The following is a 15334-nucleotide window of genomic DNA, read 5'->3' as shown; positions in this document are numbered from 1 at the left end:
CTCCTGCCGCCGTACAGACCGGCGGAAGAACCTTGCGAAGCTAATCGAAATCATTACTTGCCGCGTACGCCACAGCCCTGCGCCCCGCATATATCCACATCCTGCACACAGTCACCGCCGGCCACAGCCTCCAGATCCTCATCGCTGACATCCTCCGGCAGCATGGGGGGCAGCAGGAAAGTGGCCTGATAGGAAGGATCCTGCTCAACGATGCAGATGCGGAAATCAGCCGGCACGGGAATGCCTGCTACCTTGCCGATGGCCTCGTTGGGATTGGCAAGAAGCTCCTTGCGGAATTCCTCATCGGTCACAGCCTTTTTGACCACCTGCTGATAAGTCTCTTCCATTTGTTCTTTTGTCCATTCCATTTTTCATTCTCCTTTAGAAAAATAAATTATAAGGCCATTGTTCCAGTTTTGCCGTAGGCAAAACTTCATCTCGGCCTTTCATCAACTTATAGAAGTCGGGGACATTTCTTGCCTCGTCATAACCTGACACCGCAAATGTCAGCTTCGCATATATCATGAGTGGGGTCAGCGGGAAGGGCAGCGCCGCAGATCGTCAGGACAAGCGCAAAGGAAATACCGCCGGCGGCCTTGTCCAGTTCCTCCATATCCACTTCCTCCGATGCAAGATCCGGCAGCACGAAGGTGGCGGTATAGGCAGGATCCTGCTCGATGACCTTGATCTTCATGCCCTCGGGCAGTTCCTTCCCCGCCAGCTTCGCCAATGCCTTGTTGGCATCCGCTAGGATCTCCTTGCGGAAATCCTCATCGGTCATGGCCTTCTTCTGCATGCTGGCATACAGGGCCTCCATCTCTTCTTTGGTCCATTCCATTTTTCATCATCCTTTCGTAAAAAGCGCCATATATATCCATACCCGCAAAATGCGGATAAAAGGAGCATGTCATAAACCGGCATAGGCAAAGCATCCTTTGTTGCTGCATATACCGGGAGCCTCCATCAAACAGATTCCTCCGCCGGCGGCCTTGTCAAGATCCTCCATATCCACTTCTTCCGACAGCAAATTCGGCAATACGAAAGTGGCGGTATAGGCGGGATCCTGCTCGACGACCTTGATCTTCACGCCCTCGGGCAGTTCCTTCCCCGCCAGCTTCGCCAATGCCTTGTTGGCATCCGCCAGGATCTCCTTGCGGAACTCCTCATCGGTCATGGCCTTCTTCTGCATGCTGGCATACAGGGATTCCATCTCCTCTTTGGTCCATTCCATTTTTCATTCTCCTTTCTTAGAAAATGCCATATATATCCATACCCGCAAAAGGCAGACAAAGCGGCCTATCCGGATTCTTTCATCTCCAGACGATACAGGGGAATCTCCTCGACGATGGCTCCCCCCAGGTAGCCTTTGGCAAATCGCAGCATGGATTTGCTGTGCTCCAGAACCTTAAAATAAACGGCCTTGTATCTTTCCTGTATGACCTGCAGCATATAGGCGCCCAGGAATTGGCCGGCCCGGTTGCGGCGGGCATCTCTGACGATGTACCAGCGCCGGATTTCCACACCGTCATTGAACTTGGCGCAAATCACCCAGCCGCAGACCGAATCTTCATGGGCAAGGACAAAACTAGTATCCAGGTCATACTCGTCACCCACGAAGGGGGACAGGCCCTCGGTGTTTTCCTCCGGCAAAGCCAGCATAGCACGGATTTTTCCTTTTATCTCCTCGCCGCAGGTCTCCCAAGGAAGGAAAGCATAGCCCAGGCTCGCCACATGCTCCGGTGACCAGTAGGAGCGATTGTGCCTCATCTTGCTGCCTGACTCCTGCAAGATGGCCGTGTCCAGCTTCATCAGGGCACCGGCACGACGGCGAACCGCAGGAGACAGCCAGGGCAGATCCAGCCCCTTCACGAGGGAGAGGCGCGGGTCGCGGCCTTCCTCTTTTTGCTTATACACCCATTCGTAGCGATCGGGATGGAACTGCTGTCGCGCCCGTCCCAGCAGCTCACGCAGAACTGCACGAACCAGTTCCTTGCTCCTGTCCTCCCGCCGGATATGGAGTCCCAAAATCAGGAACCGCTTCTCTTTTTGGGAATAAACGCCGCTGGCGATACCGCAGGTTTCACCCGCCACAGAATGGATCCCCAAGGCAAGCAGCTGCTGATTTTTCTGCAGGAGCGATGACGCAGCGAACTTTATTCCGAAGGAGGCATAGGTTTCCCTCAGCTCCTCATAGCTATCGATGGGAAGGAATGCATATTTTTCCCGGCCTTTCGTATCACACATGATCTTGTCCTTTCCCAGTCAGGGCAGCCGCACATATCCTTTTTGGTACAGCAGCTCCAATTTCTGCCGCACCCCGGCTCCCACCAATGGGCTGATGCCCAGTTCCCGGAAGATTTCCGGCAAGGCAGCCGCCCCCTCCATAAGCCGGCGCACCGCCCTCCGGAAATGAATATTGCCGCCGAGGCGCAGGCTCACGCCGTCGCCGTGGAATACCATGACATTCTCCAGTTCCTCCACCCTGACCTGGGGATTCAGCCGCAGGGGCGCATCCTCCGGCAGAGTGTCCCTTGCGAACCGGGCGGAAAAATCCCGCAGGATGCGGCGGTACTCCCCTACATCGGCAAAATACTGCTCCTCATGGATGCGCACGCCGGTGGGGCAGGCCTCGTCAGGCAGCTCCGGCTCCATAAAAGCCACACAGCGGCGCGCCATGTTCACGCGAAAACCGGCGACACAGGAAATGCTGTAGCAAAGGCGCCTTTTCCCCGGCGGCAAGTCCAGTCCCCTGGCACGCCCCGAGTCGCTGTATGTGGTGCCGGATTCTGCGTTGTTCAAAAGCAGCTCCACATCGGCCAGTTCCTCCGGAGTGTATTCGGCCATAATGCGGTGAAACTCCCTCAAGGACCTCACGGAGAAGCGCAGCGCCGCAAGCCCCATGCGCTCCTTGCCCATCTGTCCCATGAGGGAGCGAATGCGCATGGGATATTGGGCCGCCAGCACCGTGGTGGTCTGGGGATACCTCCCGACCAGATCGTAAAAATCCGCCAGCAGTTTCTCATAGTCGTGATTGTCCAGCGGCTCGGTGGCAAAGTAGCACCCACCCTCCCCCACAACCTCTCCCAGAAGCTCGCAGCTTGCGACCAGCACCTCACGCCACAGCGCCCGGTTTTCCGGCGTGGCGAGAAAGTCCCCCTTATGAGGCGGCGCAGCCAGCCCGCAGAAGGGACACTGCTCCCGGCAGCCGTCGGACAGCTCGAATACGATGGGGAAAAAACGCACATGCTCCTGAAGGATCAGCTCGCGCCGCTCCACCCGCGCCCGCCGGAGCACCATCCGGTTCCAGCGGAAAAGCCGCTTGTCGGCGAACCGTTCCTCCCCCAGGCCTGCTTCCACAGCTGCACCGATTTCCTCGTAGCGGCGCATAAATTCATCATAATAAGGATTTGACCTGTCCCTCGCCTTTCCCTGGCACACCATGCCCAGGGCCTTGAAGGCAGCGTACACATCCGATATGGCGAAAAAACCTGACAAGCTCTTTGCCGGATTCGCCAGAAAATCCTCCCGCCACTTGGGGTCGGCGCTATAGCATTCCCATGCACGTTTCCAGGCGCCGTACTCAGCCGGCGACATCCGCGCTTGTTTTTTGCTCATAATGAAGCTCCAGCAGTTCATCCAGATGATGCTTGAAATAGGTGCACACATCGTGCTTCGCACCCTCTGTGATATTTTCCATACGCATCTTGTGGCAGCCGCCATCGCAGATGGGGAAGCAGAAGCACTGGCGGCACTCGGCGGAATCGAGATAGGATGCCGCCACCATGCCCTTCGCCACCAGGGGCATATTCCAGTCCGTCAGGGAGTCGATGTGCCCCACCACCATCTTCTCCAGCCCCACATCATTCCAGCATTTGTAAAGCTCCCCCTCCGGCCCCACCACATAGGCGTTGCGCTTTGTGAGGGTACAGCCCCCGGGCGGCCTGCGGGGGAAGAGGGAAAGGGGCGCCTCACCGTATTTTTCGCTCATCTCGGCCACGAAGCGTCCCTTGTCGTCGGAGTTGAAAAAGCAGGAGGCATCGGGATGGGCAGCCCCCGTCACAAAGCCGGGATAAACGGAAATACGCTTGCCGTAATCCTCCGGGAATTTCTCTTGGACGGAGCGGTACACCTCCATGAATTCCTCGGCATTGCGCCCGTCCACATTCACACGCACATATACCTTCCCATTGTAGTCCGAAGCCATGAGGGCTTCCAGATTCCGGAAGATGCGGTCGTAGGTCTTGCCGCCGCCCTTGAGGCAGCGGCGGGAATCGTGAGTTTCCCGCTTCCCGTCCAAGGTGATCTGGATAATCTTGATATTCAGCCGATTGAGCTCACAGATGACCCGTTCCTCCAGCAGATAGCCATTCGTCACCATCATGGAATGATAGGGAAGCTCCTCTGCCTTGAGCTTTTCATCGATGCTCAGGATGCGGTCAAAGGCCAGAAGCGGCTCCCCGCCATACCAAGTGATGAAGAGCTTCATGTTCTTGTGGCCTTTGATGAAGGCAACGAGCTTTTCCGCCATTTCTTCGCTCATGGGTTTCCCTGTGCGGTTGCCCTCAAAGCAATAGGAGCAGTCGAAATTGCAAGCGCGGGTAATGGCGACGGTCAAAAGGAGCGTGCCTGGCGCGTACTGATTGGTCAGACGGCGCATCTTGAGTATATTGTAAAAATCCTCATCCTGCCCCTCCGTCACCAGATGCCCCGCCGAACGCAGCAAGATATAAAGCTGGGGAGAGCGGGAAAAATCATAATGATCCGGGTTCTCGCTAATGTTCCGGATGATGGTCTCCTGCCCTTCCTCAAGCTTCAAGAAGGAATTGGCTGCACTGTTGTAGAGAAGCCAGCCGTTTCGCTTGGATAAAAAGAGATGACTGTATCGTGACCATTTCATTGTTCTGATAACACCTACCTGTAAATTTTGTCCGACTTCTGTGGGAGACAGGCAGCAGCGACCACATCATCGAGCTCGTCATCCTGCAGTTCGTCGCTTACTGAGAGCCGCTTCAGCATGGTTTCCAAAAAGTGGCTTTCGGAGGAAAAATCGGCCATCCGCAACAACGCATCCATCTCCCGCATATCCTGCGTGATGGCTCCAAAGCATTCCCCGGCTTCCATGCGCAACCACCTCCTCAATCCAACCACCCTATTATCTATACGCAACAGTTCACCGTAAATCCACGCTGCGAAAATATTTCCAGAAAAATTTTATCCTTCTTTTTGTATCCTGCAACATTTGGCCAAAAGGCGACGATAACGTTCGCTTACCGCTTTCTCGCTGATGCCCAGGAGAGCCGCGATTTCCGGGTTCGACAGCTCCATGCCGTAGCGAAGGCTCAGGAACTCACGTTCTTTGTCCGTAAGCCGCTGCAAAATATTTTCCACCTGCCGGTTGACGGGATTTTTCAGCGTGTCGTCCCCGGCCGGGGGAAATGCCGCTGCAGCTCCGTCGGCGATTTCCAGAACATCCTCTGCCGGCACCTCCCGTTGCAAATAGGCTTTGCGGAAATGGTCTGCCAGGCGGCTGGCAGCAATACGGTACAGATAAGCAAGGTGGCTGCCGCGAGCTGCATCGTAATTTCCCCAGTGAGCCAGCGCATAAGCAAAGCTGTCTTGAGTGATGTCTTCTGCCGTTTCGCGCCTCAGTACCCTGGCGTAAACGTAGTTGTATATAGGGCGGAAACAAGTTCGGCAAACCTCAGAAAATTCGTTGTTCACTAGAAATCCCTTCCTCACGCATACCACAAACCATCTGTTGTTACACCACCTGACGCTTGACCAGTTTGGCGAAGATACCGTCTTTTTTCACCAGCTCGTCAAAGGTGCCGCTTTCGGCGATGCGACCTTGCTCCAGAACCAGAATACGGTTGCACTCCCTTATGGTCGATAGACGATGGGCTACTACCAAGCGTGTGGCTTTCAGTCGATTCAGGCTCTCGGTCACGATGGCTTGTGCGCGGTTGTCCAGAGCACTGGTGGCCTCGTCAAAGATGACGATGGCAGGTTTTGCCGCCAGGGCTCTCGCAATCAAGAGCCGCTGGCGCTGTCCTCCAGATATGTTGCCGCTCCCCTCGCTGATGACGGTCTGCATGCCCATGGGCATCTGCCGGATATCATCTGCGATGCCCGCTGCCTCGGCAGCCGCCCAAGCATCCTTGATGGTCAGCGCTGACTGGCCCACGATATTCGTAAAGATATCGCCGGTCATGAGCTGCCCATTTTGCAGCACAATACCCATTTGCGAGCGCACGGAGGTGGGATTGAGGTCGGCCATGTCCTGCCCATCGAAAAGCACCGATCCCATCTTCGGCTGCTCAAAGCCCAGCAACAGGCGCAGCAGCGTCGATTTGCCGCATCCGCTTTTGCCGACGATGGCAATATTTTCCCCCGCCGCCACGCGGAAACTCAGATCATGCAGGATCTCCGGCGCCCCTTCCCCATAGGAAAAGCTAAGATGGCTCACCTCGATGGCGCCGGAAAGGACACCGGCATCCACACGGTCGTCCGCCCCCTCCGGCTGTTCGGCGAGAATGGGCTGCAGATTTTCCAGGAGTGGCTGCAGGGAAAAGATCTGGCTGGCCAGGGGAACCGCCTTGGCCAGCATCGTATTGTAGCCGGTATAGGCAGCAGAAAAGGCCATGAAGGTTGCGCTGCTGATGACATCCTCCAGCTTCCCGTCAAGAATCGCCTTCGCGCTGTCGGTGTATGCAACGTAGTAGAGTACAAGAGCCAGCAGGAGCGGCTGCACATCCGTCAGAATGGTACTGTAATTATTTTGCCAGCGCAGTTTCAAGTTCCAGCCCCATTCTTCGCCGAAAAACTTGCTCCACAGATAATAGGCTTGGGTTTCGGAGCCTTGGATGCGGAATTTTGCGAGGCCGGCAAAAATCTGCTGCACAATGCCCGCCGTCTTGTTCTTGGCCGTTACCAGATTTCGCTGTATCCTCTTGACATTTCGGAAAATAGCGATCTGCAAGACCAGATAAATTGCCCAAATGACAAGAGCCAGAGCCGTGAGCTTCAGGCTGTAATAGCACATGAGCAGGAGACTCCAAAAGGAAAACACAAATCCCATGACTGTCTCCACAAAGCTGCCGGAGAGCAGGGTCTTGGCCGACTCCAGCCCCATCATGCGGCTGGCCAGCTCGCCAGAGGTAAATCGCCGAAAGAATTGCGTGGGGAGAGCCAGGAGCCTCCCCCAGAGAGCCGTCTCAACGGCCATGTCGAGCCCCGTGGTGATGCGCAGCATAGCAAGGGCCCGGCAAAGGGAAAAAGCTGCCAGCGTAAAGCTGGAAACCACCGATACCTGAGTGACAGTTGCCAAGCCTCGACGATCCAGAATGGGAATAATATCCTGAAAAATAGTCTCGGTGATAATCGGTGTCACCAAGGGGATCAGACCGGCCAAAATGCTGACAAGAATAAGAAAGCGTCTGTCTGTCTGCCAGCTATGGCGCAACATGAAGCGAAACAAATCCCTGAGACTCAAGGGACGGGCTGCCAGTCCTGCGTAGCAGGCCAAGGCGCTTGGCTCGATGTGGCTCGCCGTATCTTCCGTGACAGGAATGCCCCCATTATTGTCCCCCGTACAGATGATGTACCGGCCCGGAGCTTCAGGCAGGATGGCGATCAGTCTCCGTTTTTTGCCGGAAGCAGCGGAGTACCAGCCTATCATCACCCCGCTGTCTTTCCTGTACCAGCCACGTTCCAGCGTAACAAGTCGCATCTGCATGCCGCCTTTCTGTATGAGGCGGCGAAGAAGTCCCACCTGATCAAGTTTCCTGCTCAGTTCCGGTGCCAGCTTGATATTATCGACGGGCATACCAAAATGGTGAGCTACCTGGCGCACAATCCCTGTGACTTCTTCCAGATTTTTGCTGCCGATGGGTGCAGCCTCGCTGTGCATGACATCCTGACGCAAAAGGTGGCCGAGCGCCTCATCCATGAGCCTGCTCTGATACTTGGCACGCACTTCCATGCGTTGCTCCAAAAGATCATCCCGTGAGTCAAAATATACCCCCACCAGCGCGGACAGAATCTCCTCGTTGCGGCGGAAACCATCGAGGATTTCTTCCCTGCTTTCCGCTGTGCCCAAGACGCTCCTGTCAACCCACTGGGCGAGCACATCGTCTCCGCGATCTGCCATCATGCGCAGATAAGGTATGCCGTCTGCCAGATGGCAAAACCAATCCTGCATGAGTGCTTTGATTTTCTCCGGCGGAGGCATCTCAAAGGAGATGAGTTCCACTTCTGCATCTTCTACCGCATACAGCAGTGTTTCAACCTGCTCAAGATCATCCAGCGTCGGAAAAGCGGCCTCCCCAACGGCCAGTTCCAACAGGAACATCTGCCGGAAAGAATCCTTGTCTTTTGTCACGGCATAGACCTCGATACGGCCGGATACCGCCAAGGCATATTTATCTTCATCCGTCAGGCGCAATCGTTCGCCGGCAATCAACCTCATAGGAACTCTCCTTCATTCATGACTCTTTTGCTTGTTCTTCGATGAGGCGGCGATACGGGCCATCATGGGCCATCATCTCAGAATGGGTGCCGCGCTCCACTACCTTGCCCCTCTCCAGAACGATAATTTCGTCGGCATCGCGGATGGTGGAGAGACGATGGGCTATGATGAAGCAGGAGCATCCGCGGCGCCGTATGTTCTGCAGGACGGTTTGTTCCGTCACCGGATCCAGCGCGCTGGTGGCCTCGTCAAGAACAAGCAGGGAGGGGTTCACGGCAAGGGCGCGGGCGATTTCCAGGCGCTGGCGCTGACCGCCGGAAAAATTCGCGCCTCCCTCGCTGACCTGTGCCTCATAGCCGCCGTCCAGCTTCAATATGTCATCATGTATGCATGCATCCTTCGCCGCCTGCATGATATCGGCGCGCCCCAGAGAACTGTCGAAAAGGGAAATATTTTCCCGTACTGTTCCCGTAATCTGGAAAATATCCTGATCCACTGAGGCCAGGGAGGACACGATGGCCTGTCTGGATAGATCGCGCCGTTTGATGCCATCGAAACGTACCTCTCCCGACCATTCCTCATAGAGGCCGGTGACAATCTTCGCGAGAGTGCTCTTTCCGCTGCCGCTGCCCCCCACGATGGCGACCCAATACCCCGGCTCCAGGTGCAAACTGAAATTGTCCAGCAGCGGCGGCTCCAACGGGCTGTAACCGAAGCTCACGTCCACCAGTTCCAGTTCCCCCGTCAGGCGGGTTTTTGCGGGTTTCTCCCCGGCCTTTGCCGGCTGCCTGTCCTCCGGATAGTTCAGGCTGTCGATGGCATAGCGGCGCACATCGTCCAATCGCTTCATCTGCATTTCCGTCGTCTGGAGCGTATTCCCCAAACCCACCAAGTTGTTCACCGGTTCCTGAAATTTACCCATGAGATTTTGGAAGGCCAGGAAAATGCCGGCCGTCATCACTCCATCCATGATGGAAAAGCCTCCCAGCGTCATGATCAGCGCCGTATTGATGCCGCCGAAAAAGACCGGCAGCACAATGCTCGTCAGCGACCAGAGATCCCTCGTCTGAGTGGCAGCGAGGACCTTGGTGCGATAGCCTGCCCACTTGGCGAAGAAATCAGCTTCGCCACCGTTGGCCTTGATGGTCTCTATCATCATGAGACCGTTCATGGCCGTGCCATATTCCTTGCCCTGGTCCTGCTGGATGCCTTGGTTCATGTCGGTGATTTTTTTTCGCAGGAATAAGAACACCGCAAGATTGATGAGACTGAAGGTCACCCCGATGACCGTAAGGGGCACGCTGTACTGCAGGAGCAGCATGAGGAAAAAAAGCCCTACAAAAAAATCCAGAACGGCGGTGGCTGCGCTGCCGGACAGAACACCGGCAATTGCCTCGTTGAAGGCGATACGCGAGGCCACTTCTGCGGCAAAGCGTTGCTGGAAAAACTGCATGGGTAGTCTCAGCACATGCCAGAAAAAATCCGAAGAATCGGCAACCGTCAGTTTGTTTTGCCAACGGGTAAGTACCAACAGCCTGAGAGCGGTCATGACCATGAGCAGGCAGACGGCCACAAGCATAGCGATGACGAGATTGAACATCCACTCCTCATCATGCTTCATGGAGAGTATGTCATCGATGAAGATTCTGTGGAATACCGGCGTAGCCAATCCCGGGAAAATCAACCCCAGATTGATGAGAATGAGAAAGAGCATAGCCGATCGATCGGCCAGAAGTTTTTTCGCCATTGCTCTCACGATGCTGTACGGCTTGCCCGCTCGCCGAAACTCGCTTCCCGGCTTGATTTCCAGAGCAATGCCGGTATAAGATGTGCGAAAATCCTCCCACGGTACTTCCCGCCGCCCATGGGCCGGATCATTGAGGCAAGCGGTATCTTCCTTGAACCCTTCCAGAACAACGAAATGGTTGAATTCCCAGTGGAGAATCAGCGGGAAACTCTTTTGCCTGAGCTTCTCGGCCGACCAGCGATACCCCTTGGCCTCGCATCCCATTCTCCTTGCCGCCTTTACGATGTTCGATGCTTTTGAGCCGTCACGGCTGACGCCGCATTCCTCGCGCAGTTTCTCCAAGGGCATCCACAGCCCGTAGTAGGCGAGCACCATGGCAAGAGATGCCGCGCCGCACTCAGTAGCTTCCATCTGCAGCACCGTCGGCACCTTGATGCGGAGCGACTTTGGGAAGATGGATTTTATCCTGTCCGTAAAACTCATACCCTCACCTTGACCTTACCCACTGGCTTATTTTGTAGAAAACTTTTTCGATGGGCGGCATACGCTCGATGATGATGTTGCCACGGCAAAAACTGCCGGGGGTTATGGGGCTGTGATCCCCCACTGAGGATGTCCAGAGATATCCTGACTCTGACGATTCGTCACGCACCAAATCAAAGCGTACCTCAATCAGGGCTCTGCCCTTCTGCTCGAAAATCCATTGGGCCAGTTCCACATTCCCCAGCCCCATTTTTACCCCCTGCCCCGAAATTGGATATTGGGAAACGGAGCGCACCACGCCAATCAGGCTGCCGGTCTCGCTTACATCTACGCCGTTCGGCGCAAGCTGTATGGTCATGCCGGGTTCCACCCGCTTGCCTTTCTCCACGGGAATGTAGAGTATGCCGGACAGTTCGTCGCGGTTTTGCGTGATACGAACCGAGCATATGGGCATCCCACTGGTCAGGTACATTCCCTTTTCCACCATTACCTCATCCACAATGCCTTCGTAATCGCTGTAAACATCCATGTTCACGCCCTGCTGGTATTGTTTCATGTCATATTCGTAGGCATAGCGCACCGTATCGCGGCCATTATCGGCCAAATCAACACTGTAACGTGCCATGTTCGTATTGGCAGTCTCGTTCGCCTGTTCCAGAGTAACGATGCGGTCTCCTTTATGCACATAGCTGCCCGTGCTGATATAGATGCCGGACACCTTTCCCCCTGCAATGTGGGAGACATTGATCACGCCGGCTGAATCCATGATCAGCCCCATTCCTTCCGTCTTTTCGGTGAAAGCACCGAAAATTGACCACAGCAACACGGCAAGCAATAAAACACCGATTGCAGCAGCGGCCACCCAATTGACCGGCGTGGTGATAGGAAGCATCTTGTCAAGCCGCTCCGGCGTGCGGAGCTTGTCCAGCGCCTCCTGGCTAAATAGCTGTTTGTCGGCCATCCATCAGCACCTCCTCAATCACCGGATATCAGTATGGGCGATACTTTCATGTTTTCCTTCACCCCTTGGGGAACGGATGTGACCACCGTCTCCCCTTCTTCCAGCCCCGACAAAATTTCGACATACGTTCCATCGTTCAAACCTGTCTTCACTCTGCGCCGTTCCAACGTGCCATCATCTCGAAAGACAAAAACTGCCGCTTGGGAAGAGCCAATGACAGCGGAAACCGGAACCGATAAAGATCTGCGGGAATCAAGGAATGTGAGGCTGACGCTTCCGTGGCTTCCGTAGGTTTTCGGCTCGAGGAGACCGGCCCTGTTGTCGATTTCCCAAAGCACCTTGCGTATGGCCGCCGGCTCGGAGAGATCCGGAGAAATCTCAATTACGCGGGCGATGATATTTTCTTCCCTGCCACGATTGTCCGCACTGTATTCCGTGCCGTACACCTTTTCGAAGTCCTCATAGCTAAAGGAAACAACGGCTTCCTGCCCAAAAGCAAGATAGCTGGCTTCTTTCTCGTCTACAGACGTATAGAAATGAAGCTGCTCAAAATTGCCGATCAGCGCCAGAGGAGTCCCTGCCGAAATGTAAGTACCCATCGGATGATACAGCTTGATCACCTCTCCGTCGATGGGAGCCAGCACCTGCTGCTCCTCCTGCTGCACCAGAAGCTCATCCCGCGCCGCGATTGCGGCATCCAGACTCGCCTGCGCCGCATGGTAAGCACTCTCTGTCTCATCGTACTTTTCTGCCGATACGGCTTCCTCTTTCCGCAGTTCGGTATAGCGATTATAGGTGTTGCGAGCGCGAAGGAGTTCTGTCTCGGCCTTGAACACACTGCTATCAGCCTGTTTGAGTCGCGAAGAAAGTTCGGGCATGTGCACGACAAAGAGAACGTCGCCCATTCTGACACGGTCATTTTTCTTAACTTTGACCTCGACGATTTGCCCTTTGGTCAGCGCAACCGCGTCTGCCATCTGTCCAGAGGAAAGATGCACCGGTGCAATCTCCAAGCGAGGCCTTATGTCGCGTATCTTCGCTTTTTCCCCTGCCAGGGGAAGAACCTGCTGGGCAAGACGCTCCGTGATCTGATTTTCGTCATGGTAATTGAGATAGGCGCCGTATGATATCAGCCCCACCGCCAACAGGAACACCACAGCCAGCCCCGCCAAAAAATATTTCTTCATGACTCACTCCCCGTTTCTTCCAACGTGCCTGGATGTGGCATGAATCACCCATCCTCTCATGCATATTGCCGAAAAACCATAGTATTTCGGCCGCTCAGCCTGGGGCATAGAGCACGCTTTATGCCCCACTAGCCAGAAACAGTATGCAAGCATAGAAACGTCGGCGATTATACGAATATACAAAAAAAAGTGAGCAATTATGCAGGATTTTTATAGACCTTGAGCGAAATGTGAGACAAAGTAAGAGATATTATGCGATTTTAGGTCAGGTTCAACTCAATAGTTCAAGCACAAACAGGGTTCCAATAGTGGGGAATAAAGCGTGCTTTATTCCCCACTCCTGCCTTCCCCGCCACCTCAAGCATCAAGCCAGGTGGCGGCTTTTATCTTTCCTCCCTGGCCCAGCGCAGGAAGGTCTTGTGGTCAATGGCAAGTTTCTCCGCCGCCTGCCGTGCAGAAACCTGATGTTTCTGCCATTGTTCCCTAAGCGCATAGAACTCCTCCGTGCGCTCCTTCGGCACCCTGCCAAACCGAACGCCACGCAGCCTGGCAGCTGAAATGCCCTCGGCCTGGCGCTGATGATTCATTTCACGCTCCGCTTGGGCAAAATATGAGAGCAGATACAAAATGAGGTCTGCCAGCAGCCGTCCCAGCAGTGTCCCCGTGGGCAGGGAACACATGACAGGCAGGTCAAGCACCACAATCTCTATCCCCTTCTCCCTGGTTATCCTACGCCACTCCTCAATCGTCTCATCATAACTGCGCCCCAGCCTGTCAATGCTCTTGATGACCAAAACGCCCCCACTAGAGATCTCCTTCATCATCCGCTGATAAGAAGGCCGCTCAAAGTCCTTGCCAGACTGCTTGTCTACAAAGATGTTTTCCTGTGGCACCCCGTACTCCCGCATAGCAATGAGCTGCCGGTCAAGGTTCTGCTCCTTCGTCGATACACGGACATATCCATAGATACTCTTGCTCATGTCGATTCCTCCCAACTACTTTGCTTATGAAACATATCAAAATATCAGAGGAATCCCTGAATGTGCTAAGTATTCACCGTTTCTTAGTGAATTATCACTGATATTACCATAAAAAAAGAGTCTAGTGAACTCTCACTAGACATCAATCAAAATATGCAGTATGCTATTGGAAATAGCACAAGGAGGCTCCATCATGGACACACAAGAAGCAATCGCCCACCGCATCCGCCAGCTCTGCCAGGAAAATAATGTCACCCCCAACAAAATGAGCAAAATCTCCGGCATCCCCCAGGCCACCATCAAGAGCATCCTGCTGGGGGAAAGCAAGAATCCGGGGTGCAACAACATCAAGAAGCTCTGCGACGGCTTCGGCATCACACTGGGAGAATTCTTCAGCACAAAAGGGTTCGATGCCCTGCTCATTGACAGAAGCGAGAAAATCTCGCATTAAAGGTCCTCAATCTTCCTTCCCTACTAGTTTCATGGTATAATCACCATAGAAGGGAGACATCATATGAAGGCCAAACGTACATACAAGGATTCGCTCTTCAGAAACATCTTCAACGACAAGCGCCGCCTGCAGCGCATCTACAAGGCACTGACCGGGAAGCTCATACCACTGAGCGACATCAAGATCACCACCCTGCGGGGCACCTTTTTCGAGGACATCAAGAATGACATCAGCTTCATGGCTGACAACCAGCACATCATCCTTATGGAGCACCAGTCAACCCTCTCGGAGAATATGCCATTGCGGATGCTATGGTATATTGCCAAGCTGTACAGGCAGCAGGTAAATCCAGATGCCCCTTACAAGAAGACTCGCATCCCTCTACCAGCACCACATTTCTACATGTTCTACAACGGCAAAGACGATGCCCCAGAAAAGTGGACGATGCGGCTTTCCGATGCCTTCGAGGAGAATGAGAATACCCTGGAACTCGTGGTCACGGTGTTCAATATCAACTACGCCAAGAACAGCGAGCTCCTGCAGAAATGCCACGACCTAAAGTGCTACAGCATCTTCGTTGACCAGGTACGCACCGAAGTGGCCGCTGGCAAGACTCTCCACCAGGCCATCGCCTCAGCTATCAAATACTGCAAAGAACACGGCCTTTTGGCTGACTACTTTGCCAAGAAGGAACAGGAGGTTTTCGATATGGTTAGCTTCAAATGGGATTGGAACAGGGCTATGGAAGTCAGGGCTGAAGAGGTCGCTGATGCAAAGACTACAGAGTTTGTTCTAAATATGCTGCGCGAGCATGAGCCATATGAAAAAATATCTCGTCTCGCATCAACTTCCATGGAAAATGTCAAAAAAATTGCCCATATGAACAATATTGCTTACAATTGACCCCTACCTTCAGCCACTCTCGCACAAAACGCCCTGTTTGCCATTAAATGTCATGGTAAACAGGGCGTTTTGTATACATTTGTCTTCTATAGTCGGAAGGTGGCAAGATGGCAAGGAGAAAAATGGTACTCTTGCAGCATCATTTTCTATTAAGC

Annotated in this window: 15 protein-coding genes; 2 read left to right on the top strand and 13 right to left on the bottom strand. The window is 54.2% G+C overall.

Features of this window, described 5'->3' with window-relative positions; all coding sequences use genetic code 11:
• Nucleotides 1-53 precede the first annotated feature (53 nt).
• The 13 genes from P159_RS0108595 to P159_RS0108535 all read right to left on the bottom strand — a co-directional run bounded on the left by P159_RS0108595 (nt 54) and on the right by P159_RS0108535 (nt 13825).
• Nucleotides 54-368 (bottom strand): NHLP leader peptide family RiPP precursor, encoded by a 315-nt coding sequence (locus tag P159_RS0108595; protein WP_051650258.1) that lies wholly within the window; start codon nt 366-368, stop codon nt 54-56.
• A 116-nt stretch (nt 369-484) separates the two neighbouring features.
• Nucleotides 485-838, bottom strand: a complete 354-nt coding sequence (locus P159_RS0108590) for an NHLP leader peptide family RiPP precursor (protein WP_051650257.1) — start codon at nt 836-838, stop codon at nt 485-487.
• A gap of 69 nt (nt 839-907) precedes the next feature.
• A complete protein-coding gene (locus tag P159_RS0108585) occupies nt 908-1231 on the bottom strand; it encodes an NHLP leader peptide family RiPP precursor (protein WP_029543221.1) in 324 nt (107 codons plus the stop codon).
• 65 nt (nt 1232-1296) lie between these two features.
• Nucleotides 1297-2244, bottom strand: coding sequence for a GNAT family N-acetyltransferase (locus P159_RS0108580; RefSeq protein ID WP_029543220.1), 948 nt, complete (start codon nt 2242-2244; stop codon nt 1297-1299).
• Between the two features lie 18 nt (nt 2245-2262).
• Nucleotides 2263-3615 (bottom strand): hypothetical protein, encoded by a 1353-nt coding sequence (locus tag P159_RS19365; RefSeq protein WP_185753679.1) that lies wholly within the window; start codon nt 3613-3615, stop codon nt 2263-2265.
• Nucleotides 3581-4897: a radical SAM protein gene (locus tag P159_RS0108570; RefSeq protein WP_080705956.1), complete on the bottom strand. Its 1317-nt coding sequence runs from the start codon at nt 4895-4897 to the stop codon at nt 3581-3583. Before P159_RS0108570 ends, P159_RS19365 begins: the two co-directional genes overlap by 35 nt.
• 14 nt (nt 4898-4911) lie before the next feature.
• Nucleotides 4912-5121: a hypothetical protein gene (locus tag P159_RS0108565; RefSeq protein WP_029543212.1), complete on the bottom strand. Its 210-nt coding sequence runs from the start codon at nt 5119-5121 to the stop codon at nt 4912-4914.
• Between the two features lie 90 nt (nt 5122-5211).
• The gene (locus P159_RS0108560) at nt 5212-5721 is read right to left on the bottom strand and encodes a sigma-70 family RNA polymerase sigma factor (protein WP_051650255.1); all 510 of its coding nucleotides are present in this window, start codon (nt 5719-5721) and stop codon (nt 5212-5214) included.
• 40 nt (nt 5722-5761) lie between these two features.
• Nucleotides 5762-8467 carry an NHLP bacteriocin export ABC transporter permease/ATPase subunit gene (locus P159_RS0108555; protein WP_051650254.1) on the bottom strand — a complete coding sequence of 902 codons (2706 nt, stop codon included), beginning with the start codon at nt 8465-8467 and terminating at the stop codon, nt 5762-5764.
• Between the two features lie 16 nt (nt 8468-8483).
• On the bottom strand, nt 8484-10697 hold the full coding sequence (locus tag P159_RS0108550) for an NHLP family bacteriocin export ABC transporter peptidase/permease/ATPase subunit (RefSeq protein ID WP_051650253.1): 2214 nt from the start codon (nt 10695-10697) through the stop codon (nt 8484-8486).
• 4 nt (nt 10698-10701) lie between these two features.
• Nucleotides 10702-11658 (bottom strand): hypothetical protein, encoded by a 957-nt coding sequence (locus P159_RS0108545; RefSeq protein WP_029543208.1) that lies wholly within the window; start codon nt 11656-11658, stop codon nt 10702-10704.
• A gap of 14 nt (nt 11659-11672) precedes the next feature.
• Nucleotides 11673-12845, bottom strand: a complete 1173-nt coding sequence (locus P159_RS0108540; RefSeq protein ID WP_029543206.1) for an efflux RND transporter periplasmic adaptor subunit — start codon at nt 12843-12845, stop codon at nt 11673-11675.
• A 383-nt stretch (nt 12846-13228) separates the two neighbouring features.
• On the bottom strand, nt 13229-13825 hold the full coding sequence (locus P159_RS0108535) for a recombinase family protein (RefSeq protein ID WP_029543204.1): 597 nt from the start codon (nt 13823-13825) through the stop codon (nt 13229-13231).
• Nucleotides 13826-14018: 193 nt separating this feature from the next.
• Between P159_RS0108535 and P159_RS0108530 the strand changes: the two genes are divergently transcribed.
• Both P159_RS0108530 and P159_RS0108525 read left to right on the top strand, forming a co-directional pair.
• Complete coding sequence (locus tag P159_RS0108530; protein ID WP_029543199.1) at nt 14019-14276, top strand: helix-turn-helix transcriptional regulator; 258 nt, start codon at nt 14019-14021, stop codon at nt 14274-14276.
• Between the two features lie 63 nt (nt 14277-14339).
• Entirely contained in the window at nt 14340-15179 is an 840-nt protein-coding gene (locus P159_RS0108525; RefSeq protein WP_029543198.1) for an Rpn family recombination-promoting nuclease/putative transposase, read from the top strand.
• Nucleotides 15180-15334: the final 155 nt, after the last annotated feature.

Origin of the sequence: Selenomonas sp. AB3002, assembly GCF_000702545.1 — a bacterium.
In the GTDB taxonomy this organism is placed as follows: domain Bacteria; phylum Bacillota; class Negativicutes; order Selenomonadales; family Selenomonadaceae; genus Selenomonas_B; species Selenomonas_B ruminantium_A.
Note: the sequence above shows the minus strand (reverse complement) of the source record. Positions and strands in the feature narration are given on the sequence as shown.

Excerpts from the sequence above, each read along its gene's own strand:
- P159_RS19365 (WP_185753679.1), bottom strand. The coding sequence starts at position 3,615 with ATGAGCAAAAAACAAGCGCGGATGTCGCCGGCTGAGTACGGCGCCTGG.
- P159_RS0108545 (WP_029543208.1), bottom strand. The coding sequence starts at position 11,658 with ATGGCCGACAAACAGCTATTTAGCCAGGAGGCGCTGGACAAGCTCCGC.
- P159_RS0108580 (WP_029543220.1), bottom strand. The coding sequence starts at position 2,244 with ATGTGTGATACGAAAGGCCGGGAAAAATATGCATTCCTTCCCATCGAT.
- P159_RS0108590 (WP_051650257.1), bottom strand. The coding sequence starts at position 838 with ATGGAATGGACCAAAGAAGAGATGGAGGCCCTGTATGCCAGCATGCAG.
- P159_RS0108535 (WP_029543204.1), bottom strand. The coding sequence starts at position 13,825 with ATGAGCAAGAGTATCTATGGATATGTCCGTGTATCGACGAAGGAGCAG.
- P159_RS0108595 (WP_051650258.1), bottom strand. The coding sequence starts at position 368 with ATGGAATGGACAAAAGAACAAATGGAAGAGACTTATCAGCAGGTGGTC.
- P159_RS0108525 (WP_029543198.1), top strand. The coding sequence starts at position 14,340 with ATGAAGGCCAAACGTACATACAAGGATTCGCTCTTCAGAAACATCTTC.
- P159_RS0108555 (WP_051650254.1), bottom strand. The coding sequence starts at position 8,467 with ATGAGGTTGATTGCCGGCGAACGATTGCGCCTGACGGATGAAGATAAA.
- P159_RS0108550 (WP_051650253.1), bottom strand. The coding sequence starts at position 10,697 with ATGAGTTTTACGGACAGGATAAAATCCATCTTCCCAAAGTCGCTCCGC.
- P159_RS0108540 (WP_029543206.1), bottom strand. The coding sequence starts at position 12,845 with ATGAAGAAATATTTTTTGGCGGGGCTGGCTGTGGTGTTCCTGTTGGCG.
- P159_RS0108530 (WP_029543199.1), top strand. The coding sequence starts at position 14,019 with ATGGACACACAAGAAGCAATCGCCCACCGCATCCGCCAGCTCTGCCAG.
- P159_RS0108565 (WP_029543212.1), bottom strand. The coding sequence starts at position 5,121 with ATGGAAGCCGGGGAATGCTTTGGAGCCATCACGCAGGATATGCGGGAG.
- P159_RS0108585 (WP_029543221.1), bottom strand. The coding sequence starts at position 1,231 with ATGGAATGGACCAAAGAGGAGATGGAATCCCTGTATGCCAGCATGCAG.
- P159_RS0108570 (WP_080705956.1), bottom strand. The coding sequence starts at position 4,897 with ATGAAATGGTCACGATACAGTCATCTCTTTTTATCCAAGCGAAACGGC.